Raw genomic sequence first — 25,662 nt, 5'->3', positions numbered from 1 at the left:
GGACGCATGCTCCGCGCACCCCGGGCAATACGCCTACGCGTCCGTCACTTGTTGGCGCGCCGCGAGCGTTTTCCGTCGTTGCCACGCGCCGTCTGGCGACTCTGCGCGAACTCCGGGAAGGTCTCCGCCATCGACGCCTTGTCCGGCAGGATGTAGAACACCCCGCCCCGCTCGAACGTCGGCTGGATGATCTGCTCGTAAAACTCGGGCGAGACGTTGATGCAGCCATGCGTGACGCGGTTGTCGTCCGGCGATGGCGACGCCAGGCGTTCGGGGCGCTTCTCGGCCGGGACACCCGTCGCGGTCGGGTGGATGGAGACCGCGGATTCGTAGTCCACCCACAGCACGCGCCCCGCGTCGATGGACGGGCCGAAGCCGCCCACAAAGCGCCCGGCCGGCGTCGTGCGGTCCCGGCCCGGAATTTCGCGAAGCGCGAGGCCGGCGATGCCTGGGGCCGTGTGATCGCCGATGGCCGAGCCAAAGAGCCCGGGCGCCGCGCCGCGAAGCCGGCCGTCACCGCCGAACACCAGGATCTGTGCGGCGGCCTTGTCCAGGACCGCGAACGGATAGCCCAGGTTGTCCTTGCTTGCGACCACCCAGCCCGCGAGCTCAATCACCGTATCGGACACTTCCTGTCCTCGCGGCAGTTGGTCGACGGCGGATACCGGTTGCGCGGTGGCATCCTTCGCGGTGGCCACGCCGACACTCGCGAGCGCCAGCGTCAGCGCCAGCGCGCCAGTGGCGGTCCGGATCGCGGGGTGCAGATAAGTACGGATGGGACGGTTCCTCAAAACGAAGACTGGATGAAGAAAGGAGACCGGCGGCCAGCAAGGCCGCCGGGTCCCGGGTTCAAACCGTTCGTCACAAATGATGCAGAACGATCAACCGCGCGGCGAGCGGCGCGGCGCGCTTTCGAGCCGCTGCAGGCGGCCTTCCATCTGATCCAACCGCTGGTTGGCCTGCTGCGCGGACTGATTGGCGGATTCGGCGCTTTGAGCCGCGCCCTGCACCTTCGTGTCGAGCTGATCGAGGCGCGAGTTGATCGTCGCGAACTCGTCCTTGTAGGTGGCGCAGGCGCCAAGGCTCAGGGCGACGATCGCCACGCCGAGCGTACGTGCAATTTTCAGATGCTTCTGGGTCATGAACATTCCAACCTCCTTCGTCTGGGAGCTCGAAATATAGCGGTCTTTTTGCCGGAGTCATCAGCAGCCTTCAGCCGACATTGGCGTATGTAGATGGGCTGTGAAGATGCGGCAATCCGCGGGCGTTGCGGCCTGGATCCCTTCATCTCCATCAAAACCGCGGCCCCCATGCGTCCGCGCGGTCGACAGGGTCTCCCCCGCGCCGCTACCGCATCCCTGCGCGTAATGCCGGCTTCGGATCGATAGCGGGCATTTTGAAGGACGTTGCCCGCTCTCCGCAGCCAATCCCGGAAGTGACATCGACGGCCAGTGGCAAGGACGCGGACAAGGTGCGCCGGATGTCCCGCACTGGTTGGAGGCGGCCATTCAAACCAGCATCGACTGCTGGGCGAAGATACCCGCCATCGCGCCCTGTGATGATGCCGTGGTGACCGAGGGCATGAGGGGGTTGGCGAGGTCGCCGGCGGCGTAGATGCCGGGCATGCTTGTTTCGCGGCGCTCGTCGACCTTCAGAACGATGCCAAGGGGCGTATCGACCGTGGCCAGGCCCAATGATTCATGCAGGCTTGCGGACGGCTTGTTGCGCGGGTGCGCGAACAGGATGTCGACCGCGACATCGGGATCGGTATCGAGCTTGACGATGGCGTTATGGTCCCCGTGATGGGCGATCTCGGTGATCCGGCCAGCGACGACAGGAATGCGGCGACGCGCCAGATCGGCCCGGACGTCGGGCGCAATGTCGTGACCGTCGGCGAAGAGCGTCAACCTGTCGGTCCAATCGTGGAACAGCCTGACATGATTGTGCGACTGCGGACCGGACCAGACGAGGCCCCAATGCTGGTCGGCGACTTCAAAGCCGTCGCAATAGGGGCAAGGCACAATGGCTGTCCCCCAACCTTCCGCAAAGCCCGGAACATCAGGCATCTGGTCAACGACGCCATAGCTCAGGATCAGGCGGCGCGCCCCAAGGCTTTCGCCGTCCCCGGTGAGAACGGTGAAATCATCTATGGCGCCGGAAATGCTGTCGGCCCGGGCATTGACCAGCCTGACGGTGGGATAGCGCGCCAGCTGCCGCCGCGCTTCGGCCAGGATGTCCAGCGGTGGCTTGTGATCGTGGCCGAGCAGGCCATGCGAGTGGCCGGCGAAGCGATTGCGCGGCAGCCCCGTATCGAGAACGGTCACCTTGCGGCGGGCACGGCCGAGTTGCAGGGCGGCAGCGAGACCGGCAAAGCTGCCGCCGATGATGATGACGTCATCCATGGTGATGGGCTCCGCGTTGTGGGTGGAAGGGTTGGGGTTGGGCTGGGGCCAGGTGCGCATTGTCCAGCGATACGCGCTCGAAGGGCCCGGAACTGGAACCTCGGTCAGAAACAGCGCCATGCATGTGCGGCAGAGGCGGCCCGGAAAGAGCCCGATGAAACAGGCTCAGCATCGCGTCGGCGCTCGTCCCGTCAAACGGTGCAAAAGACTCGGCATTCATGCGTCGGACCACGCTCAGTGTGCAGGGGCAAGCACGGGTTGGGCCGTTTCATCGGGTGAAGACGGTTTTATCTTGAACCAGATTGCATACATCGCCGGCAGGAAGACCAGTGTGAGGACGGTTCCCGCCAGCGTTCCCCCGATCAACGTGTATGCCAGCGTCCCCCAGAACACGGAGTGCGTCAGCGGTATGAAGGCCAGAATCGCGGCCAGCGCGGTCAGGATGACGGGCCGCGCCCGCTGCACGGTCGCTTCAACAACGGCATCGAAAGGACCCAGGCCTTCCTGCGCGTTATGGTGAATCTGGCCGATCAATATCAGGGTGTTACGCATCAGGATGCCTGACAGCGCGATCAGTCCGACCAGTGCGTTGATGCCAAATGGCTGCTGGAAGACCAGCAGGGTCGGCACCACACCGATGAGCCCCAGTGGGCTGGTGGCGAACACCATGACCATCGCGGCGATGGAGCGAACCTGCAGGATGATGACAAGCAACGTGAGCGCGATCATGATCGGGAACAGCGGGAGCATCGCCGCCGTGGCCTTGCCGGACTCTTCGATCGCACCGGCCTGCTCGATGCGGTAGCCCGCCGGGAGCCGCTCGATCAGCGGCTGCAGATCCTTCAGCACCGCCGTGGAGACATCTGGCGGCTGCAGGCCTTCGGCGATATCGCCGCGGACGGTGATGGTGGGCGTACGGTCGCGTCGGCGCAGGATGGGATCTTCCATGCGCACCTCCACGGTCCCCACCTGGGAGAGCGGGATACGTTGACCAGCACTTCCGACCAACGTGAAGTCCGCAATCTTCTGCGGATCCAGACGCGTATCGCCCGCCGCGCGACCTACCACCTGCACGGAACGGATGTCTTCGCGTACGTCCGTGAGCGGCGCACCGCTGAGCAGGAACTGCAATTGCGTCGCCACCGAGTTCGAGGTCAGGCCCACGGCGTTGAGGCGGTCCTGATCCAGTGCAAAGTGCAGCGTGGGCACGCGGGGTCCCCAGTCGGAGTTGACCGTTCGCATCATCGGGTTCGCCCGCATGACGTTGCCGACCTCCCCGGCGATCTCGCGCAGTTTTTCCGTGTCCGGCCCCATGATCCGATAAGCCACCGGGAACGGGGATGGCGGACCGAACACGATTTGGGTGACACGCACCTGCGCTTCGGGCGCCAGTCCGTCGGCGATCGCCTCGCGCAGCCGGAATTTCAACGCTTCCCGCTCCTTGTCATCGCCTGCCAGTACCACAATCTTGGCGAACGACGGATCCGGCAGTTCCGGGGCCATCGCCAGGAAGAAGCGAGGAGCGCCCTGTCCGACGTACGTCGTCACAATGCGCGCCTCTTCCTGCCTGGCGAGCCAGGCTTCGACTTTGGCCGCGGCGGCGCTGGTCTGCTGGATGGACGTGCCGTAGGGCATCTGCACCTCGACCAGCACCTCCGGTCGATCGGAGGTGGGAAAGAACTGCTTCTTGACCGCGCCCATGCCAACGACGGCCAGCGCGAACAGCCCCACCACCGCGCCGGCGACCCACCATTTGCGCGCGATCACCCGCGCCAGCAGTTCCCGGAAGCGATTGTAGTTGCGGGTGTCGTAGATCGCCTGATGTCCGCCTTCCACCTTCTTGATGTCCGGCAGCAGCTTCACGCCCAGGTAGGGAGTGAACACCACGGCCACCACCCAGGACACGATGAGCGCGATGCCGACAATCCAGAACATGTTGCCGGTGTATTCACCCGCGGTGGATCGCGCGAAACCGTTGGGCATGAATCCGATGGCGGTGACCAGCGTTCCGGACAGCATCGGCGCGGCCGTATGGCTCCAGGCATAGGCCGAGGCGGCCACGCGGCTGTAGCCTTCTTCCATCTTCACCACCATCATCTCGATGGCGATGATGGCGTCGTCCACCAGCAGCCCCAATGCCAGGATGAGCGAGCCCAGCGTGATGCGATCGAAATTCTTGCCCGTGGCCGCCATGACGACGAACACCGCGGCCAGGGTCAGGGGTACGGCCGCGGCGACCACCATGCCTACCCGCCAGCCCATGCTGAGGAAGCACACCAGCATCACCACAAGCAGCGCGACGAAGAATTTGACCATGAACTCGTCGACCGCCGAACTGATGTTCACGGCCTGGTCGGTGACTTTGGCAAGCGACATGCCCAAAGGCAGTTGCGCATTGATCTTGCTGACTTCCGATTCCAGCGCCTTGCCGAGATCCAGCCCGTTCCAGTCATCGCGCATGACGACGCCCAGCAGGAGCGCGGGTTCGCCGTTGTTGCGAACGAGGAAGGTGGCCGGATCCTCATAACCCCGATCGACGGTGGCCACGTCGGAGAGCTTCAGCGTGCGTCCGCGCGCCACGATCGGCGTCTGGCGGATCTTCTCCAGGCTATCGAAGGCGCCCTCCACGCGCACGAACACCTGCGGCCCACGGGTCTCGATGGACCCGGCTGGCGTCAGCACGTTCTGGCTGTTGAGTGCGGTGAAAATGTCCTGCGGGCTGACGCCTACCGTCGCCAGCCGATCGTGCGAAAAGGATACAAAGATGCGCTCCGGCTGCTCGCCGATGATGTTGACCTTCTTGACCCCGGGCACATGCAGCAACTGTTGGCGCAGCATTTCGGCGTCACGCACCAGCAGTCGTTGCGGCTCCCCTTTCGCCTTGAGCGCGAAGAGCGCGAAGGTCACGTCAGCGTATTCGTCATTGAGAATCGGCCCGATGACGCCAGCGGGCAACCTCTTTGCCTCGTCTCCCAGTTTCTTGCGGGCCTGATAGAACTCGTCCTGCACCTGGGAGGGTGGCGTTGCGTCGCGCAATGACACCATCGTGAAGGCCAGGCCTGGCCGCGTGTAGGTCTCGGAGCGGTCGTACCACCGCAGTTCCTGCAGCCGCTTTTCCAATGGTTCGGCCACCAGGTCCTGCATCTCTTGCGCCGTCGCTCCCGGCCATGCAGTGACGACCGTCATCTGTTTGATCGTGAACGGAGGGTCCTCGGCGCGGCCCAGTTGGAAGAACGCAAGGACGCCCGCCACCGAGATCAAGAACAGGAGGAAGACGGTTACGGAGCGCTCGCGAACCGCGAGCGACGAAAGATTGAAGCGCCCCTCACTCATCGCTGAGCTCCGGAGCGCGTTTCCTTGCCTTCGCCCAGCGGCTTGACGATCTGGCCGTTCTTGATCAGGTGCGCACCGAGCGAAACAACCCTCTCGCCCGACTTCAGGCGGCCTTTGACCTGCGCCATATCGTCCGAAAGTCCCATTACCTGCACGGGGCGCCAGACGGCTTTGACGGGCGTGCCCTCCAGCGCCCAGACACCGGTCCCCTTCCCTGCGTCGAACAGCGCGCCAATCGGGACCTGAAGTGCGGCCGTGACGGGCAGGCCATCGGCGATTTCGAGCGTGACGGTGGCGCCCAGAGGGGCCTCCGCGAGCGCGCCGTCCAGGACATACCTGGCCTCGTAGGTGCGTGTCAGCGGATCCGCCGCGTCAGAGAGCTGCCTGAGCCTGGCGGGCACCGGGTCCCGGCGATCGCCGTACAGCCTGGCCTGGCCTACCGAGCCCAGTGCCGGGCGCAGGGTCTCGGGAAGCTGCACGATGGCTTCGCGCTCTCCGGTTCGCGCAAGCCGCACGACGGGCTGGCCGGCGCTCACCACCTGGCCGGGTTCGGCCAGCGTTTCCATCACAGTGCCGTCAGCATCGGCGAGAAGCTCCGCGTAGCGATTGGCGTTGCTGGCCACCTGTGCCTGCGCTCTGGCGGCACTGAGCTGGGCGCGCGCCGCATCGGCCGCGGCCTTGCTCTGGTCGTACGAGGAGGCGGAGACGGCGCCCGTGCCGAGCAGGGCCCGATACCTGGCCTCATCGGCGATCGCCTGTCTGGCTTGGGCTTGCGCGGCCACGACCGCCTGCTGTTGCGCCTGCGCCGACAACTGAAGGTCGGCCGGGTCGATGCGCATCAGGATCTGCCCGCGCCGGACCTTTTGCCCCGCATCCACCAGCCGCTGCGACACCTTGCCTGGAACACGGAATCCGAGATCGCTCTGGACTCTCGCCGCCACCGTTCCTGTAAATGCGCGAGCTGGCGCGCCATCCCCCACCACCGTCGCCGTGCGTACGAAAGGCGCCTTTGTTCTGGGGTCAGACGGTGCTTCGGCGCCGCATCCCGCCAGAAAAACCAGGAGAGCAACGGCTAATGAATTTTTAACAAAATGACGCATGGGAGTCCCGTCGGTCCAATCTGGACGGGACTCTGAACCTAGTGACCAAAATAGTCAATAGTCACAACGAATTTCCTAAGGAGACAGGCTCCGCAACACGAGGCTGCAAAGCAGCATGGGCGCTTGCCCGCTGTAGTCGAGGCTATGCGGCAACAAAAGTGGATTCAAATACGGGCGCAATACCAGATAGACGGCATTGGTGGTTTCATCCAGCGGCGTCTTGCGCTCGAAATCGCCCGAATCCCGGCCCTGCTGGAGGATTTCCTGAAGCAGCGCGCGTAGTCTCTCCTCGTATCCCGACACGGATTGCCACCGCTCGGCGGCGGCCGACTGCGCTATTTCGTAGAGCTTTCGATCCTGGGAGAAGAGTCGCTGGTGCGCCTCCGTGGAAGCCTTGAAAAACTTCCTCAGCCGCTCTGCGGGCTGCTCCACGCCATCAATGGCCTGATGGATTTCCTGTTCGAGTTCCGCCAGGCAGTTGGCGCAGATCATCTCGCCAATGGCCTGCTTCGACTCGAAGAATTTGTAGACGTAAGCCTTTGAGAAGCCGATCGCCTTGGCCAGATCGGAAACAGTGGTCTTCTCGTAGCCGTAGTGGCTGAAGTGCTCAGTCGCCGCCACGACAATCTGGTCGCGAATGTCATGAGTAGCCGGCCCGCGGCTGGCGCCAGTTGGAGCGCTCAGGGTATTCATGCCCCCAGCTTACCGGGGCCACCATGAATCATCAACTTATGTCCGTTGGGGTTATTGGTCACCCCGGGCTTAGCGGACTGAACAGGGCATCCAAACGTCAGTGCCGCAGCCCTCTTCAATTGCCTGATACGCCCTCCACCAGTCCACCAGTCACCGGATACTCCAATCCGTTTGTATGGTCGGTCGAGGGCACTTCGGCTGACGCCATTCTCAAGGACGCGGATAGTTGCGTCCCTGCCCGTAGGTCGTGAAAAGCCGGAACGCCTCCTTGTCGGCGAGCAGGTTTTCAGGCGGCGAAAGCATGCCGAATTGGTAGGCGTATCGGTCCGCCGCGCGGGAGTCACCGGCCAGATAGGCCGCACGCAGATATGCAGCGCTGGTGATCAGGTTTGCCAATTCCTCCGTACGACGATACAGATCGGACAACAAGTGAAACGCGTAGACATTCCCCTGGGCTGCTCCCTGCCAAAGCAGGCCAATCGCCGTCCTCGCCTCACCGTCCAGCGCCAGGCTCATCGCATAGAGCGACTGGGCTACCTTGCTGCCGGTCCGCTGGTACTCTTCCCGATAGTCCGCCGTGGACCGCGTGCGAAGATCCTGAATCTGTTTGACCGTGGGATAGCCGTGCGTCAATAGCCATCGGGCTTCCTCCGGCGTGGCGGCCACGTTGGGATTGCGCTCGCAATCCTCTGTGTCCGACGGGCATTGACAGTGCTGGAAAACGCTGGAAGGAGCCGTGGGTGTCGTGGCACTTGTAGCTGGAGGTACCGGCATTAGCGCGGCTGCTTTTTTTTGCCCGAACTCCTTCTCAGGCGCGAAGGCATTCTGATTTTCCCGCTCAGTGCCCCTGCCAAAGAAGTACAAGCAAGCGGTTCCAACGAGCAATGCCGTCACAGCCAGCGCCGCGATTTTTCTATTGGCAGCCATTCTGGTGAGCTCCTTATGCCAGCGCTCCACAGGTTTCCATGCAACGAGTCTGTAGCCGTTGCCCCGCCTATTTCATCGTCGTTCCGCCCTTCCCCGCCCAGGCACGGGCGGGGAAGGGATCTCCATTAGCGGCGTTGCGGGCGACGTCGCGACTTCTCTATCAATACCGCCGCCAGTACACAGACACCGCCTGCCCAGCAGCGCAGCGAATCGATCTCGCCTTCCGGTGTGGCCATGATTCCCTGATAGAGGTTCCAGCCGCCGGAGGCAAGAAATGCCAGTGCCGCCAGCCTCTTCAATTGCGTGGTACGCCGTAGTTTGCAGCCGGTCCACAATTGCGATACCAACTTGACCAACTCAAGGCTGCTCCTGCAAGGGCCCCAAATCCTGCAATTCCTCCGGTCACCAGGGTTACTCCAATCGCGGCGGCAGTCACCCCATAGTTCAGCGCGCCCTCGAAATAGCATTGATTGCTCATGCCACCGCTCACATAGTTCAATTCCGCCATGGAAAGTTCACGCATATATTTCTCCTTGAAAGATTCGGCTTTGTGGCGGAAGCCCCTCCCGCCGAGCCAATCAGACGCGCGCTTCCACCGCGCCGCCATCAGATTCTTCTGAAATGCGGCAGACGGGGTTCATGTAAGAATGTCGCGCAGCCGTGGATCGTGGTTGCCACGAGATGGATTTCTACAAGTTGGAGCCAGCCGCGCCCACGCGTTGGCGCGGCCAGTCCCGGGGTTGCGTTAGCGCTGTTTGCCGTCCAGGAAGATGTGGTGGGCGGTGTTGAGGATGCGTCGCAGGTGGCGGGCGTGGTCGTAGAGGAGTTCGGTGACCGGGAGGACGTGGACGGGGATGCGGATGGTGTCGTCCTGGGCGCTGCGGGGGGCGATGAGGACGGCGGCCAATTGGAACTGCTCGGCCATGCGCCGGAGTTGGCGTTGGCTGTCCTCGGTGATCAGGTAGCCGCGATCGGGCCTGGGGGTGGCGGGCTTCTTTCCGTTCATGCAAACACTCCTTCTGCTCTCCACGCACGGGATGTACGTGGTTGTCGGGAGGTTAGAAGCCGCGTACAGAACGGTGGGCGTATTTCCCTGGCGGGTGTTGTATTAGCCGCCCTCCCGACGCGGAGCTTTGCGTCGGTCCGTATTGTGACACGCAATACGGAAAAGCCACCGCGTTTCGGTGGTGGCTTGCCGCTGTACTGGAGCTTCTAAACTCCGAGGAAGGAGTCTGCTACAGGGTGGGTGTGGAGTCGACTAACATTGAACTGGCAGCTCATACAGAGAGATAGCGCAGCAGCAGGGCGAAAACTCTAATGCCATTTGCCCGGGAGCAACTGGTGAATTGCACCGCCATACGTCTCCACAAGGACATATCTAAACTCCGGCTCGATGCTAAGAACGAATGCAAGCTCTCCCTTGAGCTTTTCCACACCCTTCGCATCTAATTGCCCGAGCACAAATTTGTGAACACCAGCCCGGACACCACGCTTTCGTTTACGCCCGACACTTACCCCTCCCTGATTTGGCAGCGTTAGCCCCGTGACCCGAAATGCCGCGGAACGTGAGACAGCCACCCGCTTATTTTCATTTAAGAGAAGAACCGGGGATCGCATTTCTTTTACTACCGCACGAACGCGCCTTTCAACTTCAGCCAAAACATCTGGCCCGTCAGCCGAAAAAGTCATGTCATCAGAGTATCGCGTGTATTTGGCGAGATATTCATCACAGACACTTCGCACCGAAGTATCAAACTCATGCAGAATCGTATTTGAAATAAATGGCGAACTGGGCGCACCAATGCATAGACCAAAACCACCCATCTCGGGATCTCTCCAAATGCACGCCTGAATAACGAAAGATACTTCTGCCGGAGAAATTTCACTCCCTAGATGCCTAAGAAGATGACGTTCAATATCAAGTGGACGGATCGACGGGAAGAAATTCGAGAAATCCATCTTTAGGAGATATCGAGCTCCCGCGTGAAAATTCGCATTAGCGTAGATCGAAGACCCGCCGACATAAGCGGTAGCTGCGTCGTGAACAGGCAGTCGCGAGGAAAGAAACTGCACAATGGCTCGCTGTATCGCCTTCACCTCTCTGGCCGGCTGTGCAACAGTTCTAGTGCCATCACCGGATCTCTTCTTTATTTTGAATACTTTATATCTCTTGTATGCGGAAACAGCGACTCGCAGTGCCGAACCCTTGGATATGCCAGCCTCGCTGGCGATGGCGCTAATCAATCCAAGCGTCATGCTGTTTTCCTTATCGCTTTAACCACCTCGGAGCGAGACTTCAACTTCTCCTTGTAGAAATCAAAAACATCTACCCTCAAGCGGTCTCTATCGATGCGCTGACTGTCTTTCAAACCAAAAACAATGTGGCTCTCCCAACTTGGTGCATAGTAGTACCGGCCATGCCCTTTGGCTTTTATCTCAAGGATTCCACATTTTTTTAATAAAAACAGATACTGCTCGACTTCAGCTCCCTTTATTTTTTCACTGAGAGCACTGAGATAAGCCTTTATTTCGCTTTCCTGCAAAGCACCAAATAGATCGCACATTTCGCAAATCAGCAGCATCACGTGCCCGGGATCAAGATCCTTAAAAACGTGCTCACCAACACTAGAGGAGGCAACTTTCCTGACCTCTTCAAATATTGCGGCACATTCGGGCCTAACTTTCTCAAAATTATCCTTTCTTCGACCTAACGCATCCTGCTCTTGCCAGTCATGAACAAGAACTTGGCGGCCAGTTTCTTTTTCCAGCCGCATAATAGGTCCAAGTCTTATGAACGAGTCATCATTGAAATGATGCTCGGCAACCAACGTGACGAGTCGTTCGTTGATGGCTTTGGTAACTGAGAATGCGCCTAGCTCTGCGATAGCTCCCGCGCTTTCTACGACCAGAAGAATGACTGAAGATAGGCAGGCCAAATGTTCTTCGAAAGTAACGAGATCGGCATACTTTCCATCGCGAAACCAATCTTGAATATCTTCCGCGAGCTTTAGCTTCTTAGCCAAATCAGAATACTTCCCGGAAGTCAGCTCTGAATAAAGTAGCTGTCTGACAGACTCAAGCTTGGCTTCATCCGTACCGCGTGGGCCGCCACACAGGAATAGAAAGCCGTTGAACTTCTTAACTCGGGTGGCTGAGATATCAATCCGAGATAGAAAGACATCCCTCGGATCTGGTACTTCTGACATGCACTCTTTACCCCAAAAACGCCCCGTACAGCCGGATTGGGCTTACCGCGGAGGTACGAAGGGCCGGAGCGGTGAGACCAATCCGGCTGTACGGGGCGATAAACCCAGACAATTCTTTGCTGTCCGGCGCAACGCCGGACCATTCCCGCATAGTGCTGGCAGTTCCCTTGCCTAACGCGTAAAGAGTTGGCGAATATTTCACGCAAATTTGACGCCAGTCAAGTGAGCGGCAGCGACACTCACTAAGCCTCACTAGTTAGCTTTTACTACATCGTATGCGTCGGCTTATCCGCGTTCAGCGTGCCGGCCAGGATGGTCTCGATGCGGTTCTTGATGGCTTCGCCATCACTGTTGTCCGGGAATTGCACGCCGATGCCGGCGGTGCGGGCGCCCTGGGCGCCGGCGGGGGTCACCCACACCACCTTGCCGGCGACGGGCAGGCGTTCGGTGGATTCGGGGAGGGTGAGCAGGAGGAAGACTTCGTCGCCCAGGAAGTAGCGCTTGGGGGTGGGGACGAAGATGCCGCCGCCCTTCATGAAGGGCATGTAGGCGTTGTAGAGGGCGGCCTTGTCCTTGACGGCCAGCGACAGGATGCCCTGGCGACCGGTGGCGGCGGGTGTGTTCATCGGTGTCCCCTTGCTCCTTGTGACGTCAGCCGCGTGCGGCGCGGGTGGGGCGCGGTTCGCCCATCTGTCGCGTCCACAGCAGCAGCAGTTCGGCCACCGCCAGATCCCCCCGGACGGTGGTACGCAGCAAATCCCTTGTCCGGTTGGCGGCGTCGAACCACGCGGCCAGCTTGGTCAATCGGGCGGTGTCGGTCAAGCCGGCGTCGCTGGCGCGGGCCAGGACCAGATCGGCGGCGTGGCGCAGGCGGGCGTCGGCCAGTTCGTCGTTGGCCCACTTCTGCGCGGTTTCCACCACGCCCAGTTGGCCGCGGGCGAGCTTGTCCAGGTCGCTGGCGATCTGCTTGCGCAGGGCCAGGCCGTCCTCGCGCAGCCACTGGTCGGCCAGGCCGGGATGGCCGCGGGCGGCGTCCAGGGCTTCCTGCGCGGCGGCGGCCGAGTGCCCCTGCCCTTGCAGCCACTCCAGGGCCTCCGCGCGTGGCGGCAGGCGGAATTCCAGTCGCTGGCAGCGGCTGCGGATGGTGGCCGGCAGGCGCGCGGGCTGGGCGCTGAGCAGCCACAGGTAGCGGCCGGGCGCGGGTTCTTCCAGGGTCTTGAGCAGGGCGTTGCAGGCCGAGCGGTTGACGGCGTCGGCCGGGTCGATGAGGGCGACCTGGGCGGTGCCGTATTGGGGGGTGAGCGCGAGCTTCTGCGAGAGGTCGCGAATCTGGTCGATGACGATCTCGGTGCGCAGCTTGCTGCCGTCCTTGGTCAAGCCAAAGGACACCACCTGCAAATCCGGATGGGTGCCGGCGGCCATCAGCGCGGCGGCGCGTTGGGCGTGGGCGGCATTGCCACCGGACAAGACGTGCAAGGCCAGCCGCTCGGCGACGGCGCGCTTGCCCAGTCCGGCCGGTCCGCAGATGAGCAGGCCGTGGCCCATGCGGCCACCGTCCAGCGCGGCGACGGCGTGGTCGTAGGCGCGTTGCTGCCAGGGCGAGAACTCGGTCATTCCGGGGTCACTTCCACATCATTCCAGGGTTTCGAGGGTTTCCAGCCATTGCCAGAGGGCGTCGCGCACGGCGGCGCCGACCTGGGCCGGGGTCTGGCTGGCGTCGATCAGGCGGAAGCGCTGCGGTTCCTCGGCGGCGCGCTGGCGGAAGCCCTGGCGCACGCGTTCGAAGAAGTCGTCCTGTTCGCTTTCGATGCGATCGGGCCAGAGGTCGCGGCCGGCGGCGCGGGCGCGGCCTTCGCGCACGTCCAGATCCAGCAGCAGGGTCAGGCCGGGCTTGATGCCGACGGCCTGGCGTTCCAGTTCGGCAATCCAGCGCGCGTCCAGGCCGCGGCCGGCGCCCTGGTAGGCGTAGCTGGAATCGGTGAAGCGATCGCTGACGACGAAGGCGCCGCGTTGCAGCGCCGGGCGGATGACCTGGCGCACGTGCTGGGCGCGGGCGGCGAACACGAGCAGCAGTTCGGTGTCGGCATGCAACGGTTCGTCGCGCGGGTTGAGGACGAGTTCGCGGATGCGTTCGGCCAGCGGGGTGCCGCCGGGTTCGCGGGTGAGCACGACTTCGTGGCCGCGCGCCTGCAACAGATCGCGCAGGGCGGTGATGGCGCTGGTCTTGCCGGCGCCCTCGCCGCCTTCCAGGCTGATGAAGTGCGGATGGCTGAGGACGGATTGCGTCATTGTTGCGCCGCCTTGTCGAGGGTCTCCCGGCGGGTGACGAGGTAACGGGCGACGGCGGCGTTGTGCTGGTCCAGCGAGGCGGAGAACACGTGCTTGCCGCTGCCGTCGCCGACGGCGACGAAGTACAGCGCGTCGCCGGCTTCGGGCTTGGCCACCGCACGCAGGGCGTCCACGCCGGGCATGGCGATGGGCGTGGGCGGCAAGCCGGCGCGGGTGTAGGTGTTGTAGGGCGTATCGGCCAGCAGGTCGCGCTTGCGGATGTTGCCGTCGTAGCCACTGCCCAGGCCGTAGATGACGGTGGGATCGGTCTGCAGGCGCATACCGATTTTCAGGCGGCGGGCGAATACGCCGGCGATGGCCGGGCGCTCGGAGGCGATGCCGGTTTCCTTTTCGACGATGGAGGCCAGGATGAGCGCTTCCTCCGGCGAGGCCAGCGGCGCCTGCGGGTCGCGTTCGGCCCAGGCGCTGGCGAGCGCCTTGTCCATGGCGGCGTAGGCGCGCTTGAGCACGTCGAGGTCGGTTTCGCGGCGGGTGTAGACGTAGGTCTCGGGCAGGAAGCGGCCTTCGGGGTGCTGGCCGGGGTGGCCGAGCGCCTTCATCAGCGCTGCGTCGTCGAGCTGGGCGGTTTCCTGCTTGAGCGGGGTGGCGGCCTTGAGCGCGTTGCGCAGTTGGCGGATGTTCCAGCCCTCCACAATCGTGAAGCGGTACTGCACGGTCTTGCCGTCGCGCATGCGGGTGAGCAGGTCGCGCGGGGTGGTGCCGGGTTGCAGGGCGTATTCGCCGACCTTGAGCTTGCCGGCGACGTCGAGTTCGCGGGCGAGCAGTTGCCATTCGATGTTCTGGCCGTCGGTCACGCCCTGGTCGCGCAGCTTGCGCAGGACGGTGCCGAAGGCGTCGCCGCTGGCGACTTCGATGACCTGATCGCCCTTGAGGCCGGTGAGCGGTTCATCGGCGAAGCCGTGGTAGCGCTGGTACAGCCAGGCGCCACCGGCGGCCGCAGCCAGCAGCAGCACAATCAGGACGATGACGATGTTGCGGCAGCCGCTTTTGCAACCTGAAGCCACGTAGGTCTCGGAATGGGACGGAAGCTGAGGAGGATAACCGCTCGGTGTTAAGGGGGCGATGGGTTGACAGGTGGGGTTGAGGGTGTGGGGAAAGGCTGCCCCCATCCGCCCTTCGGGCACCTTCCCCCGCTTTGCGGGGGAAGGGACTTTCGTTGGGGTTTTGGGTTGTTATTTCGGTGGGGGCCGGGATGCATTTGGGCGAGGTTCGCGGAGATGGGTCCGGGCGTTCGTCGGGATGACGAAAGGGGGCTGTGGGTGAGTCGCGGGAAGGCGCCCCCATCCGCCCCGTTGGGGCACCTTCCCCCGCGTTGCGGGGGAAGGGAGTTTCGTTGGGGTTTTGGGTTGTCATTTCGGTGGGGGCCGGGATGCATTTGGGCGAGGTTCGCGGAGATGGGTCCGGGCGTTCGTTGGGATGACGAAAGGGGCTGTGGGTGAGTCGCGGGAAGGCTGCCCCCATCCGCCCCGTTGGGGCACCTTCCCCCGCGTTGCGGGGGAAGGAGTTTGCTTTGCGGATATGCGGGGGCGGCACGCCTCGAAAATCACGAGGCGAGTCCCTTCCCCCGCAACGCGGGGGAAGGTGCCCGAAGGGCGGATGGGGGCACGCTCCGCGCCACCCCACTTACCGGCTTGCGCCGGAATGACGGCCAAAAATCCCTACGCAAATCTCTTCCCTGCAAAGCGGGATAAGAGAGTCGGTCAGGCTTCCAGGGCTTTCAGTACGCCGCGGGCCTTGGCGCGGGTTTCGTCGAGTTCGCGGTCGGGGACGGAGTCGGCGACGATGCCGGCGCCGGTGCGGAAGCGGACTTCGGTGCCGCCTTCGCGCGGGAGGACTTCGGCGCTGCGGATGAGAATGTTGAGGTCCAGGTCGCCGTCGCGGTTGAGCCAGCCGAAGGCGCCGGTGTAGGCGCCGCGGGCGACCTGTTCCAGTTCGGCGATGATCTGCATGCAGCGCACCTTGGGGCAGCCGGTGATGGTGCCGCCGGGGAAGGTGGCGCGGATGACCTGGCCGGGCGTGGCGTCGGGTTTTAGGTGGCCGCGCACGTTGCTGACGATGTGGTGGACGTGGGCGTAGCTTTCGACCGTCATCAGTTCGTCGACCTGTACGCTGCCGGGCAGGCAGACGCGGCCCAGGTCGTTGCGTTCCAGATCGATGAGCATGACGTGTTCGGCGCGTTCCTTGGGATGGCCGACGAGTTCGCGGATGCGGGCGGCGTCATCGTCGCCGGGAAAGCGCGGGCGGGTGCCGGCGATGGGGCGGGTTTCGACCACGTCGCCGCGCACGGAGACGAGGCGTTCGGGCGAGGAGCTGACCACGGCCCAGCCCTGCCCTGCGAACAGGCCGGCGAACGGTGCGGGATTGGCGGTGCGCAGGCGCGCGTACAGCGTTGAAGGTTCCAGGGTGCCATCGAACCACGCCTTCCAGGCGCGCGAGAGGTTGACCTGGAAGACGTCGCCGGCGGCAAGGTAGTCGAGGATGCGGACGACGCCGTCGGTGAAGCGTTCGGGGGCGTCCTCGTCGATGCGCAGCGGCGGGTGCCAGGCGGGCAACGCCGGTGCGGGTGACGCGAGGTCGGCGGCGATGCGTTCGAGCAATGCGGCGTGGCCCTGTTCGGCAATCGCCACGCAGTCGCCGGTGCCGCGATCGCGCAGGATCGCGGCGGGGCAACGCAGGGCGACGGCAATCGGCATGCGCGCGTCGTCATCGCGCGGGGGCAGTTGCAGGACGGGTTCGACTTCGCCGGCCAGTTCGTAGGCCAGCAGCAAGGCCCAGCCGCCGCGGAACGGCCAGCGCGGTTCTTCGCGATCGATGCGCGCGGCTTGCCAGTGGGCGTCGAGGGTGTCGAGGAAGTTGGTGTCCTGTTGCATGCCGTGCAGATCGCGCACGCGGCCGTCGTGATGCAGGGTGAAGCCTTCGCCTTCGGCGGCCATCAGCAGCAGGTCCCAGCGTCCCTGCACGGTGCCGGAGGCGACCGATTCCAGCAGCACCGGATAGCGCGCTGGATCGCGCCAGTGCAGGGCGAGCAGATCGGTGTCGGGGGACAGCGCGCGGGTTTCGATCATCGTCTTGCGGGGGCGCGGGGAAGCAGGGTGCATTGTGCCGGATGTGGTGGGGGTTCTGGCATTGCGGGCTTGCCCCCATCCGCCCTTCGGGCACCTTCCCCCGCAACGCGGGGGAAGGGACTTTCGTTGGGATCAAGAAGATGTTGATACATCGCCCTTCCCCCGCCTGCGGGGGAAGGTGCCCGAAGGGCGGATGGGGGCGCTTTTCCTACCAGACAAACAAAAACCCCTCGCCTTCCAGCGAGGGGTTTCGTATATCGCGCAACATCGCCCGGCGTCAGATCCGCTTGAACACCAGCGTGCCGTTCGTTCCGCCGAAGCCGAAACCATTGGACACCGCGATGTCGATCTTCTTCTCGCGCGCGGTGTGCGGGACGTAGTCCAGGTCGCAGCCTTCGCTCGGGTTGTCCAGGTTGATGGTCGGCGGAATGATGCCGTGGTGGATCGCCAGCACGGAGAAGATGGCTTCCGCGCCGCCGGCCGCGCCCAGCAGGTGGCCGGTCATCGACTTGGTGGAGCTGACCATGATCTTGTACGCGTGGTCGCCCAGCGCGCGCTTGATGGCCAGGGTTTCGGCGAGGTCGCCCTGCGGGGTGGAGGTGCCGTGCGCGTTGAGGTATTCGACCTGTTCGGCGGTGATGCCGGCGTCCTTCATGGCCGCGACCAGGCAGCGGGCCGGGCCTTCGCCGTTTTCGCTGGGGGCGGTCATGTGGTGGGCGTCGGAGCTGGCGCCGAAGCCGGCCAGTTCCGCGTAGATGCGCGCGCCGCGCGCCTTGGCGTGTTCGTACTCTTCCAGGATCAGCACGCCGGCGCCATCGCCCAGCACGAAGCCGTCGCGATCGCGATCCCACGGGCGCGAAGCGCGGGTGGGGTCGTCATTGCGGGTGGACATGGCCTTCATGGTGCAGAAGCCGGCCATGGAGGTCGGCGAGGAGCCGAGTTCGGCGCCGCCGGCGACCATCACGTCGGCATCGCCGTACTGGATGGCGCGCATGGCCACGCCGATGGAGTGGTTGGAGGTGGCGCAGGCCGAGACGACCGAGAAACTCGGGCCCTTGATGCCCTTCAGGATCGACAGCTGGCCGGGCAGCATGTTGATGATGGTGCTGGGCACGTAGAACGGCGAGACCTTGCGCGGGCCGCCTTCGTGCAGCTTGATGGTCTGTTCCTCGATGCCGTGGATGCCGCCGATGCCCGAGCCGATGATGGCGCCGATACGCTCGCCGTTGGCTTCGGTGATTTCCAGTCCGGAATCATCCAGCGCCATGAACGAGGCGGCGATGCCGTAGTGGATGAACGGATCCATCTTCTTCGCGTCCTTGGCGGAGACGAAGGTGGTGGGATCGAAGTTGCGGATTTCACCCGCGATCTGGGTGGTGTAGGCCGAAACATCGAACGAGGTGACCGGACCGATGCCGGAACGGCCGTTGACGATGCCATCCCAACTGGTGGCCATGTCGTTGCCCAGCGGCGACACCAAACCCATTCCCGTAATGACGACGCGACGCCGGCTCATAACACGCTCCTCAAATGCATTTGTTTCGGTACGCCCGTTTTGCTTGCCGGGCGGTGCAACCCCGGACACGCGCGGGGCCGCATTCGCGGCCCCGACACGAAGACTTCAGAACGCCGGGCTTACGCCTTGACGTGGGCCTTGACGTAGTCGATGGCCTGCTGCACCGAAGTGATCTTTTCGGCTTCTTCGTCCGGAATTTCGCACTCGAACTCTTCTTCCAGCGCCATCACCAGTTCAACGGTGTCCAGCGAGTCGGCGCCCAGGTCATCGACGAACGATGCGCTGTTGGTGACTTCTTCTTCCTTCACGCCGAGTTGTTCGACGACGATTTTCTTGACGCGTTCTTCGATGCTGCTCATTGGATATCGCTCCAGACGGAGATTGGGTGACTAGTTGATATTGCCACGCTTGGCGATGGCAAACCGGGGGATAGTGTAGTGGAAACCGGCGGCGGCGGGCAGATGCCCGGATCCGTCACCAAATCAACCACTTACCGCTATTTTTTGTTACGGCATGTACATGCCGCCGTTGACGTGCAAGGTCTCGCCGGTGATGTAGCCGGCCGAGGGGCCGGCCAGGAACGCGACCGCGCGGGCGATGTCGGCCGGTTCGCCGAAGCGTCCGAGCGCGATCTGGCCGAGCATGGCGTTCTTGGCGTCTTCCGGCAGCGACTTGGTCATGTCGGTGTCGATGAAGCCGGGCGCGACCACATTGACGGTGACGCCGCGGCTGCCGATTTCCTTGGCCAGCGACTTGGAGAAGGCGATGATGCCGGCCTTGGCGGCGGCGTAGTTGGCCTGCCCCGCGTTGCCGGTGACGCCGATGACCGAGGCGATGTTGACGATGCGGCCCTTGCGCGCCTTCATCATGCCGCGCATCACCGCCTTGGAGGTGCGGTAGACGCTGGTGAGGTTGGTGTCGAGGATGGCCTGCCAGTCCTCGTCCTTCATGCGCATGAGCAGGTTGTCGCGGGTGATGCCGGCGTTGTTGACCAGGATCGAGACCGGACCGAACTGCTTGGCGATGTCCTCGATCAGCGCCTCGACGGCGGCCGCATCGGTGACGTTGAGTTCGCGGCCGTGGCCGCCGCGCTCGGCCAGGCGCTCGCCGATGGCCTGCGCGCCGCCGGCGGTGGTGGCGGTGCCGATGACGGTCGCGCCCTGGGCGGCGAGCTCATCGGCGATGGCCGCGCCGATGCCGCGGCTGGCGCCGGTGACGAGGGCGATTTCGCCTTGCAGGGGTTTGCTCATTGCGGGGTCCTCGGAATCAGGGGCGCGCGCGGTGCGCGCGCCGGAAGGATGGGTCGGCGGGGCTCAGACGGCCCACTCCGCCAGCGCGGCCTCAAAGTCGCCAACGCCGCCGATGGCGCGCGCGTCCAGCGCCTTGTCGATGCGCTTGACCAGGCCGGTCAGCACCTTGCCGGGGCCGCATTCGGCCACCCGGACGACGCCCTGCCCGGCCAGCGCCTGCACGCATTCGGTCCAGCGCACCGGCAGGTACAGCTGGCGCACCAGCGCATCGCGCAGGCCGTCCAGATCCGCATGCACCCGCGCGTCGACATTCTGCACCACCGGCAGCGCCGGGGTATGCCAGCTCAAGCCGGCCATGACGTCGGCCAGGCGGTTGGCGGCTTCGCGCATCAAAGGGGTGTGCGAGGGCACGCTGACGGCCAGCTTGACCACCTTGCGCACGCCGCGCTCGCCCAGCAGGGCGATGGCGCGTTCCACGGCTTCGGTGTCGCCGCCGATCACGATCTGTCCGGGCGAGTTGTAGTTGGCCGGCACGACCACGCGCGAGTTGGAGGCCTGTTCGCAGACTTCGGCGACCACGGCATCCTCGGCGCCGAGCACGGCGGCCATCGCGCCGACGCCTTCGGGCGCGGCTTCCTGCATCAGCTGGCCGCGCAGGCGCACCAGGTGCGCGCCATCGCGCAGCGACAGCGCGCCGGCGGCGACCAGCGCGGTGTATTCACCCAGGCTGTGGCCGGCGAGCACGGCCGGTTGGGCACCGCCCTGCTGCTGCCACGCGCGCCACACCGCCACGCCCGCGGCGAGCAGCGCCGGCTGGGTGTATTCGGTGCGGTTGAGCATTTCTTCCGGGCCGCCCTGCGAGAGCGCCCACAGATCCACGCCGGCGCCGTCGGAGGCCTCGGCGAACGCTTCGCGCACGATCGGATGCAGCTCCGACAGTTCGGCCAGCATGCCGAGCGACTGCGAGCCCTGGCCGGGGAAAACGAATGCGAGCGGGGTGGAGGTCACGCGGGGGTCCGGTGAAAAAAACGAGCGGGGATGATACGTGCGAAAGCGCCGGATTGTCTGTACCCAGGCGTATTGCGGCCCCTCCCCACGCCTCCGGAACCATCGCCCCCACACCTGCTTCCTGTGGGAGCGACGTCAGTCGCGAGCTTCCAGCGCGAACCCTGCGCACCCAATGACGTCACTCGATGGCGGCCACCTCGCCCGCTTGTAACGATGGCGAATTCGCGGATGCGAAACACGCGCGACAGGGTGCGAGATGACGCGGTGTTTTCGCGCACGGCGACTTGCCTCTCCCCGAAAACAAAAGGCGCTCCGAAGAGCGCCCTTTGCGATATCGCGGATGAGAACGTCGCCTGCGATCAGTAACGCAGCAGCGCCGAGCCCCAGGTGAAACCGCCGCCGAAGGCTTCCAGCAGCACCAGCTGGCCGCGCTGCACGCGACCGGAGCGAATCGCTTCGTCCAGCGCCAGCGGCACCGAGCCGGAGGAGGTGTTGCCGTGCTTGTCGACGGTGACGATGACGTTGTCCATCGACATCTCCAGGCGCTTGGCGGTCGCCTCGATGATGCGCAGGTTGGCCTGGTGCGGAATCAGCCAGTCCAGATCGTGCTTGTCCAGGCCGTTGGCTTCCAGGGTTTCGTCCACGACCGAGTCCAGCGCCTTGACGGCGTACTTGAACACGTCGTTGCCCTTCATGTGGATGCGGCTGCCGTTGTTCGGCGCATTGTTGTCGAAACCGGCGGACACGCCGACCGGGTTCCACAGCAGTTCCTTCTTGCTGCCGTCGGCATGCAGGTGGGTGCTGAGGATGCCGGTTTCGGTGTCGGCCTTGAGCACGGCGGCGCCGGCGCCATCGCCGAACAGCACGCAGGTGGTGCGCTCGGTCCAGTCGACGATGCGGCTGAGGGTTTCGGTGCCGATGACCAGGGCGGTCTTGACGTCACCGGAACGGATGAACTTGTCGGCCACGCTCAGGGCGTACAGGAAGCCCGAGCAGGCGGCATTGACGTCCATCGCGGCGCAGCCTTCGGCGCCCAGGCGGGCCTGGATGAGGCAGGCGGTGGACGGGAAAATCAGATCGGGGGTGGTGGTGCCCACCACGATCATGTCGATCTCGGAGGCCTCGACGCCGGCGGCTTCCATCGCGCGCAGGGCGGCTTGGTAGCCGAGATCGCCCGCGGTCTGGCCTTCCGCGGCGATGTGGCGCTCGCGGATGCCGGTGCGGGTCTGAATCCATTCGTCGCTGGTGTCGACCAGCTTGGCCAGGTCGTCGTTGGTCAGGACCTTCTCAGGCAGGTAGCTGCCGGTTCCGGCGATACGCGCGTAAATACGCCCGTTGGATTGCTGGCTCATGCCTGCTCCCGTTGCTGGCCCGCAACGGGGCCCTGGATACCACGACGATGATGGCGGGCGCGTCCGCGATTAAGCGGACGCGCCGGGAGCGCATCAATCTTCTTCGACGGCCGAGGTCTTGGTCGCGATGACCTTCTTGCCGCGGTAGTAGCCGTCGGCGGTCACGTGGTGACGCAGGTGGGTCTCACCGGAGGTCGGATCGGTGGACAGTTGCTTGGCGGTCAGGGCGTCGTGCGAACGGCGCTGACCACGGCGGGACGGGGTGACTCGGGATTTCTGCACAGCCATGGGATTGCTCCAGCTATAAACCTTGAAATGAATCTGCGATTCGTATTGCCAGACCGCCGAAGCGGCTAGTTCTTTTTCAGCGAGGCCAGCGCCGCGAACGGGTTGGCCTTTGCCAATTCCTCTTCCTGCGCCGGCCAGTCACGTTCCACCGCGTCCGATTCCGGATTGACCGGAACCACCGGAACGGCGAGGACCAGTTCGTCCTCCACCAGATCCGCCGGGTGCAGCATGCCGTCCTCCGGCACCAGCAGCGCTTCGTAGTCCGGGGGCAACGCGGCCTCGTCGGCCTCGTCGCGCACCAGGCCCAGCCGCTGCACGAGACTGACCGGAAGCAGGAATCGTTGCAGGCTGCGCTGGCACACCAGCGGCAACTGCGCCTCGATCCTCAACTCCACGTAAGGCACCCGCAGCGCGTCTTGATCGAATTCGATCGTGTAGCGTGCTTCGCCATCGGTATCGTTCAGCAGACCCTGCAAGCGCGTCATGGACGACAGCGGCAGGCGACCTTCAAAACTGCGCCGTGCCGCGACCATGCGCCAAGCATCCAACATCTCGGGCGTATTCGCGGACATAAGCCGCTGAATGTTAAGGACTGCGCGCCGAGCTGTCAAACCTGTCCAACGGTCACAGGATAAGGGATTGCCGGACGCGGCCCCGCTCGGCAGACTGCCCGCCCCCGTCTCCCGGCCCGCCATGATGCCCCTGCTGCTCGCCTCGACCTCCCGCTACCGCCGCGAACTGCTGGAACGGCTGCGTTTGCCCTTCCATGTGGCCCGCCCGGACGTGGACGAGGCGACCGCGCCCGGCGAGGCTCCGGCCGCGCTGGCGGCCCGACTGGCCAGTCTCAAGGCCGCTGCGATCGCCGCCCACCACCCCGAGGCCTGGGTGATCGGGGCCGACCAAGTGGCCGAGGTGGACGGCCAGGCCATCGGCAAGCCCGGCCACCGCGAGGCGGCCATCACCCAGCTGACCGCCATGTCCGGCCGGGCCATCCGTTTCCACACCGCGCTGTGCCTGTTGCGGGACCAGAGCCGGCATGAGGCCAGCGATGTGACCACGGTGCGGTTCCGCACGCTGTCGGCGGAGGAAATCGAACGCTATGTGGACGCCGAGCAGCCATTCGACTGCGCCGGCAGCTTCAAGAGCGAGGGCCTGGGCATCACCCTGTTCGAGGCCATCGACTCGCAGGATCCGACCGCCCTGATCGGCCTGCCGCTGATCGCGCTGTCGCGCCTGCTGCGCGAGGCGGGATTCCAGTTGCCCTGACCGGGTCCCCCTTGTAGCGCGGGCCTCGGCCCGCTCTCGCAATCCGCCCAGTCACGGCTCGATATCGATCGGCTGCTCTTCCCAGTCCTCGACGCTGCCGTCGTTGCCGTGCAGGCGCAGACCCAGCCAGTGCCGTCCGGGCGGCAGGGCCGACGCATCCACGTCCGCGCGGAACCCGACCCGCGGGTGCTGCGGATCGTTGGAGATGCGCCAGAACGCGGCCACGCCCGGCTCGGGCCTGCCGTATTCGGCCTTGGCCACCGGTTTGCCGTCGATCAGCACTTCGACGCCCTTCAGGCCCACGCCTTCCTTGAACGCCCAGCCCTGCACGGGGAAGCGCGCGGACACGCCGGCGCGCGACACCGGCGCGTCGATCCAGGCCATCGCCGGGGCCACGCAGGCGCCCTTTGCTTTTTCCTTCGGCAAGGCGAACAGCAGGAAACGCTGGTGACCGTGGTCGATGTTGACCACGCGCGGCCGCGGCAGCGGCCCGACCTGCCCGCACAGCGTGTGGTAGTAGTCCAGCAGGTGCTTGTACTGCACGTCGCCATGGCCTATCACCAGCAACACCGGCGTGTCGCGGGTGCCGTCGTCCTGCAGTTTCCAGAGCTGCAATTGCGGCGCGCGGCCATGCTTGCGGTTGAGCGGATGATCGAGCACGCGGATGTCCGGATCGTCGAGCGCGAAGCCCAGTTCCGCGCCCACCTTGAAGCTGCCGGCCAGCAGCGTGGTGTCGGCCGGCAGGCGCGCGCGTTCCTCGCGTACGGCGCGGGCCAGGTGCGACCAGCCGGCGAAGTTGTAGGGGTAGTACTTCTCCGCCGCGAAGCGCTCGCGCCATGACGGCACCGAGGCCACCAGGTAATACCCCAGCATCGCCATCATGCCCACGCCGGCCAGTATCCACAGCGCGCGCCGCCAGAATCGCGGCCAGCCGGCGATCAGCGCGGGCACCGCCAGGATCAGCGCCAGGTAGCCGGGCAGCGGCCAGTGGAAACTCACCCGCTCGACGTCGGCAAAGAAACCCAGCGCGAAGAAGCCCAGCGTGGAGGCCATGCCGAGCAGGCCGAAGTAGCGCCATTGCGAGGGCACGCCGGCGGCCCCGCGGCTGGCACGGAAACCCGCGATCATCAATGCGGCGAACAGCAGTGGCGTGACCATCAACGCCTGGATGATCACGAACCAGGCGCCGGTGGGCTGGAACGACCACGGATGGCGATCGACCAACTGGAAGCGCAGACCGGCGTCGGCATATTCCAGGTTCCATGCCAGCAGCGGCGCCCACGCGGCGACGCCGACCGCCAGCGCGATCCAGATGCGCGGGTCGCGCAGGATGCGGCGTCCTTCCGGCAGGCACAGCAGGGCGACGAAACCCACGCCGATCACGCCGAGGAAGCGGTAATGGCTGAGCGCGCCGATGGCCAGTCCGAGCGCGAGTTCGGCGGCGGAGGTGGCGTCGATCTCGCGCAGCAGGCGCGCACCCGCATCCAGGCACAGCACCGCCGCCAGCGCCATCGGCACGTCCGGCAGGGCCAGCAAGCCCAGCGTGCCCGACAGCGGCATCAGCACGGTCAGGGTGCCGGCCTGCCAGCCGGCGGCCTCGTCGAACCAGCGGCGCGTGATGTGGGCGATGAGCCAGGGAATGAGCGCGGCCATGATCAGGAACGGCGCGCGCAGGGCCAGGCGGTGCTGACCGCCCAGTTCGGTGCCCAGCCGGGTCAGCCAGGCGGTGAGGCCGGGCAGATCCGAATAGGCGGCGGCCAGGTGGCGGCCTTCCTGCCAGTAGAACGCCTCGTCGACGAACAGCGGCAGGCGGGCCGCGATCACGACCTTGATCACGGATGCGATCAGCCAGACCGCCAGAAAGGTTTTCCTTGCGCTTGCCACGTCCTGCATGCCGCTACACTTCC

General features: G+C 64.6%; 25 protein-coding genes. 1 reads left to right on the top strand and 24 read right to left on the bottom strand.

Going from position 1 to position 25,662, the window contains the following annotated elements; translation table 11 throughout:
• Window positions 1-44: 44 nt before the first annotated feature.
• The 23 genes from IB228_RS13275 to IB228_RS13165 all read right to left on the bottom strand — a co-directional run bounded on the left by IB228_RS13275 (window position 45) and on the right by IB228_RS13165 (window position 23,061).
• Window positions 45-731 carry a L,D-transpeptidase gene (locus tag IB228_RS13275; protein ID WP_192199009.1) on the bottom strand — a complete coding sequence of 229 codons (687 nt, stop codon included), beginning with the start codon at window positions 729-731 and terminating at the stop codon, window positions 45-47.
• Between the two features lie 150 nt (window positions 732-881).
• Window positions 882-1,148 carry a hypothetical protein gene (locus tag IB228_RS13270; protein WP_183637577.1) on the bottom strand — a complete coding sequence of 89 codons (267 nt, stop codon included), beginning with the start codon at window positions 1,146-1,148 and terminating at the stop codon, window positions 882-884.
• 360 nt (window positions 1,149-1,508) lie between these two features.
• A complete protein-coding gene (locus tag IB228_RS13265; RefSeq protein ID WP_192198839.1) occupies window positions 1,509-2,402 on the bottom strand; it encodes an NAD(P)/FAD-dependent oxidoreductase in 894 nt (297 codons plus the stop codon).
• 234 nt (window positions 2,403-2,636) lie between these two features.
• A complete protein-coding gene (locus IB228_RS13260; protein WP_192198838.1) occupies window positions 2,637-5,735 on the bottom strand; it encodes an efflux RND transporter permease subunit in 3,099 nt (1,032 codons plus the stop codon).
• Window positions 5,732-6,835, bottom strand: a complete 1,104-nt coding sequence (locus IB228_RS13255) for an efflux RND transporter periplasmic adaptor subunit (protein WP_192198837.1) — start codon at window positions 6,833-6,835, stop codon at window positions 5,732-5,734. The genes IB228_RS13260 and IB228_RS13255 overlap by 4 nt, the downstream gene beginning before the upstream one ends.
• Window positions 6,836-6,910: 75 nt before the next feature.
• Window positions 6,911-7,528, bottom strand: coding sequence for a TetR/AcrR family transcriptional regulator (locus IB228_RS13250; protein WP_192198836.1), 618 nt, complete (start codon window positions 7,526-7,528; stop codon window positions 6,911-6,913).
• A 210-nt stretch (window positions 7,529-7,738) separates the two neighbouring features.
• Entirely contained in the window at window positions 7,739-8,455 is a 717-nt protein-coding gene (locus IB228_RS13245; protein WP_192198835.1) for a hypothetical protein, read from the bottom strand.
• Window positions 8,456-8,750: 295 nt separating this feature from the next.
• A complete protein-coding gene (locus tag IB228_RS13240; protein ID WP_192198834.1) occupies window positions 8,751-8,978 on the bottom strand; it encodes a hypothetical protein in 228 nt (75 codons plus the stop codon).
• 222 nt (window positions 8,979-9,200) lie between these two features.
• Entirely contained in the window at window positions 9,201-9,461 is a 261-nt protein-coding gene (locus IB228_RS13235; RefSeq protein WP_141456316.1) for a hypothetical protein, read from the bottom strand.
• 308 nt (window positions 9,462-9,769) lie between these two features.
• Window positions 9,770-10,711: a retron St85 family RNA-directed DNA polymerase gene (locus IB228_RS13230; protein ID WP_192198833.1), complete on the bottom strand. Its 942-nt coding sequence runs from the start codon at window positions 10,709-10,711 to the stop codon at window positions 9,770-9,772.
• Window positions 10,708-11,661, bottom strand: a complete 954-nt coding sequence (locus tag IB228_RS13225) for a retron St85 family effector protein (protein ID WP_192198832.1) — start codon at window positions 11,659-11,661, stop codon at window positions 10,708-10,710. The genes IB228_RS13230 and IB228_RS13225 overlap by 4 nt, the downstream gene beginning before the upstream one ends.
• Before the next feature lie 266 nt (window positions 11,662-11,927).
• On the bottom strand, window positions 11,928-12,287 hold the full coding sequence (locus tag IB228_RS13220; RefSeq protein ID WP_141456310.1) for a PilZ domain-containing protein: 360 nt from the start codon (window positions 12,285-12,287) through the stop codon (window positions 11,928-11,930).
• A 25-nt stretch (window positions 12,288-12,312) separates the two neighbouring features.
• On the bottom strand, window positions 12,313-13,275 hold the full coding sequence (locus IB228_RS13215) for a DNA polymerase III subunit delta' (RefSeq protein ID WP_192198831.1): 963 nt from the start codon (window positions 13,273-13,275) through the stop codon (window positions 12,313-12,315).
• Between the two features lie 18 nt (window positions 13,276-13,293).
• A complete protein-coding gene (tmk, locus tag IB228_RS13210; RefSeq protein ID WP_141456307.1) occupies window positions 13,294-13,950 on the bottom strand; it encodes a dTMP kinase in 657 nt (218 codons plus the stop codon).
• The gene (gene mltG, locus IB228_RS13205) at window positions 13,947-15,014 is read right to left on the bottom strand and encodes an endolytic transglycosylase MltG (RefSeq protein ID WP_343227080.1); all 1,068 of its coding nucleotides are present in this window, start codon (window positions 15,012-15,014) and stop codon (window positions 13,947-13,949) included. Before mltG ends, tmk begins: the two co-directional genes overlap by 4 nt.
• 696 nt (window positions 15,015-15,710) lie before the next feature.
• Entirely contained in the window at window positions 15,711-17,075 is a 1,365-nt protein-coding gene (locus IB228_RS13200; protein WP_192198829.1) for an aminodeoxychorismate synthase component I, read from the bottom strand.
• 277 nt (window positions 17,076-17,352) lie between these two features.
• The gene (gene fabF / locus IB228_RS13195; protein WP_183637631.1) at window positions 17,353-18,591 is read right to left on the bottom strand and encodes a beta-ketoacyl-ACP synthase II; all 1,239 of its coding nucleotides are present in this window, start codon (window positions 18,589-18,591) and stop codon (window positions 17,353-17,355) included.
• A 119-nt stretch (window positions 18,592-18,710) separates the two neighbouring features.
• Window positions 18,711-18,950: an acyl carrier protein gene (gene acpP / locus IB228_RS13190; RefSeq protein WP_093297108.1), complete on the bottom strand. Its 240-nt coding sequence runs from the start codon at window positions 18,948-18,950 to the stop codon at window positions 18,711-18,713.
• 147 nt (window positions 18,951-19,097) lie between these two features.
• On the bottom strand, window positions 19,098-19,841 hold the full coding sequence (gene fabG, locus IB228_RS13185; RefSeq protein ID WP_183637634.1) for a 3-oxoacyl-ACP reductase FabG: 744 nt from the start codon (window positions 19,839-19,841) through the stop codon (window positions 19,098-19,100).
• 63 nt (window positions 19,842-19,904) lie between these two features.
• Window positions 19,905-20,849 (bottom strand): ACP S-malonyltransferase, encoded by a 945-nt coding sequence (fabD, locus tag IB228_RS13180; RefSeq protein ID WP_192198828.1) that lies wholly within the window; start codon window positions 20,847-20,849, stop codon window positions 19,905-19,907.
• 359 nt (window positions 20,850-21,208) lie between these two features.
• The gene (locus tag IB228_RS13175) at window positions 21,209-22,201 is read right to left on the bottom strand and encodes a beta-ketoacyl-ACP synthase III (RefSeq protein WP_192198827.1); all 993 of its coding nucleotides are present in this window, start codon (window positions 22,199-22,201) and stop codon (window positions 21,209-21,211) included.
• Between the two features lie 93 nt (window positions 22,202-22,294).
• On the bottom strand, window positions 22,295-22,489 hold the full coding sequence (gene rpmF / locus IB228_RS13170) for a 50S ribosomal protein L32 (RefSeq protein WP_097119893.1): 195 nt from the start codon (window positions 22,487-22,489) through the stop codon (window positions 22,295-22,297).
• 65 nt (window positions 22,490-22,554) lie between these two features.
• Window positions 22,555-23,061 carry a YceD family protein gene (locus IB228_RS13165; protein ID WP_183637643.1) on the bottom strand — a complete coding sequence of 169 codons (507 nt, stop codon included), beginning with the start codon at window positions 23,059-23,061 and terminating at the stop codon, window positions 22,555-22,557.
• A 121-nt stretch (window positions 23,062-23,182) separates the two neighbouring features.
• Between IB228_RS13165 and IB228_RS13160 the strand changes: the two genes are divergently transcribed.
• On the top strand, window positions 23,183-23,755 hold the full coding sequence (locus IB228_RS13160; protein WP_141456296.1) for a Maf family nucleotide pyrophosphatase: 573 nt from the start codon (window positions 23,183-23,185) through the stop codon (window positions 23,753-23,755).
• 51 nt (window positions 23,756-23,806) lie between these two features.
• Here the strand turns inward: IB228_RS13160 and IB228_RS13155 are convergent, their stop codons facing one another.
• Window positions 23,807-25,648 carry a glycosyltransferase family 39 protein gene (locus tag IB228_RS13155; protein ID WP_192198826.1) on the bottom strand — a complete coding sequence of 614 codons (1,842 nt, stop codon included), beginning with the start codon at window positions 25,646-25,648 and terminating at the stop codon, window positions 23,807-23,809.
• Window positions 25,649-25,662: the final 14 nt, after the last annotated feature.

The sequence above is a fragment of the Pseudoxanthomonas sp. PXM04 genome (assembly GCF_014851695.1).
In the GTDB taxonomy this organism is placed as follows: domain Bacteria; phylum Pseudomonadota; class Gammaproteobacteria; order Xanthomonadales; family Xanthomonadaceae; genus Pseudoxanthomonas_A; species Pseudoxanthomonas_A beigongshangi.
Note: the sequence above shows the minus strand (reverse complement) of the source record. Positions and strands in the feature narration are given on the sequence as shown.

Excerpts from the sequence above, each read along its gene's own strand:
- IB228_RS13270 (WP_183637577.1), bottom strand. The coding sequence starts at position 1,148 with ATGTTCATGACCCAGAAGCATCTGAAAATTGCACGTACGCTCGGCGTG.
- IB228_RS13265 (WP_192198839.1), bottom strand. The coding sequence starts at position 2,402 with ATGGATGACGTCATCATCATCGGCGGCAGCTTTGCCGGTCTCGCTGCC.
- IB228_RS13260 (WP_192198838.1), bottom strand. The coding sequence starts at position 5,735 with ATGAGTGAGGGGCGCTTCAATCTTTCGTCGCTCGCGGTTCGCGAGCGC.
- IB228_RS13255 (WP_192198837.1), bottom strand. The coding sequence starts at position 6,835 with ATGCGTCATTTTGTTAAAAATTCATTAGCCGTTGCTCTCCTGGTTTTT.
- IB228_RS13250 (WP_192198836.1), bottom strand. The coding sequence starts at position 7,528 with ATGAATACCCTGAGCGCTCCAACTGGCGCCAGCCGCGGGCCGGCTACT.
- IB228_RS13245 (WP_192198835.1), bottom strand. The coding sequence starts at position 8,455 with ATGGCTGCCAATAGAAAAATCGCGGCGCTGGCTGTGACGGCATTGCTC.
- IB228_RS13240 (WP_192198834.1), bottom strand. The coding sequence starts at position 8,978 with ATGCGTGAACTTTCCATGGCGGAATTGAACTATGTGAGCGGTGGCATG.
- IB228_RS13235 (WP_141456316.1), bottom strand. The coding sequence starts at position 9,461 with ATGAACGGAAAGAAGCCCGCCACCCCCAGGCCCGATCGCGGCTACCTG.
- IB228_RS13230 (WP_192198833.1), bottom strand. The coding sequence starts at position 10,711 with ATGACGCTTGGATTGATTAGCGCCATCGCCAGCGAGGCTGGCATATCC.
- IB228_RS13225 (WP_192198832.1), bottom strand. The coding sequence starts at position 11,661 with ATGTCAGAAGTACCAGATCCGAGGGATGTCTTTCTATCTCGGATTGAT.
- IB228_RS13220 (WP_141456310.1), bottom strand. The coding sequence starts at position 12,287 with ATGAACACACCCGCCGCCACCGGTCGCCAGGGCATCCTGTCGCTGGCC.
- IB228_RS13215 (WP_192198831.1), bottom strand. The coding sequence starts at position 13,275 with ATGACCGAGTTCTCGCCCTGGCAGCAACGCGCCTACGACCACGCCGTC.
- tmk (WP_141456307.1), bottom strand. The coding sequence starts at position 13,950 with ATGACGCAATCCGTCCTCAGCCATCCGCACTTCATCAGCCTGGAAGGC.
- IB228_RS13200 (WP_192198829.1), bottom strand. The coding sequence starts at position 17,075 with ATGATCGAAACCCGCGCGCTGTCCCCCGACACCGATCTGCTCGCCCTG.
- fabF (WP_183637631.1), bottom strand. The coding sequence starts at position 18,591 with ATGAGCCGGCGTCGCGTCGTCATTACGGGAATGGGTTTGGTGTCGCCG.
- acpP (WP_093297108.1), bottom strand. The coding sequence starts at position 18,950 with ATGAGCAGCATCGAAGAACGCGTCAAGAAAATCGTCGTCGAACAACTC.
- fabG (WP_183637634.1), bottom strand. The coding sequence starts at position 19,841 with ATGAGCAAACCCCTGCAAGGCGAAATCGCCCTCGTCACCGGCGCCAGC.
- IB228_RS13175 (WP_192198827.1), bottom strand. The coding sequence starts at position 22,201 with ATGAGCCAGCAATCCAACGGGCGTATTTACGCGCGTATCGCCGGAACC.
- rpmF (WP_097119893.1), bottom strand. The coding sequence starts at position 22,489 with ATGGCTGTGCAGAAATCCCGAGTCACCCCGTCCCGCCGTGGTCAGCGC.
- IB228_RS13165 (WP_183637643.1), bottom strand. The coding sequence starts at position 23,061 with ATGTCCGCGAATACGCCCGAGATGTTGGATGCTTGGCGCATGGTCGCG.
- IB228_RS13160 (WP_141456296.1), top strand. The coding sequence starts at position 23,183 with ATGATGCCCCTGCTGCTCGCCTCGACCTCCCGCTACCGCCGCGAACTG.
- IB228_RS13155 (WP_192198826.1), bottom strand. The coding sequence starts at position 25,648 with ATGCAGGACGTGGCAAGCGCAAGGAAAACCTTTCTGGCGGTCTGGCTG.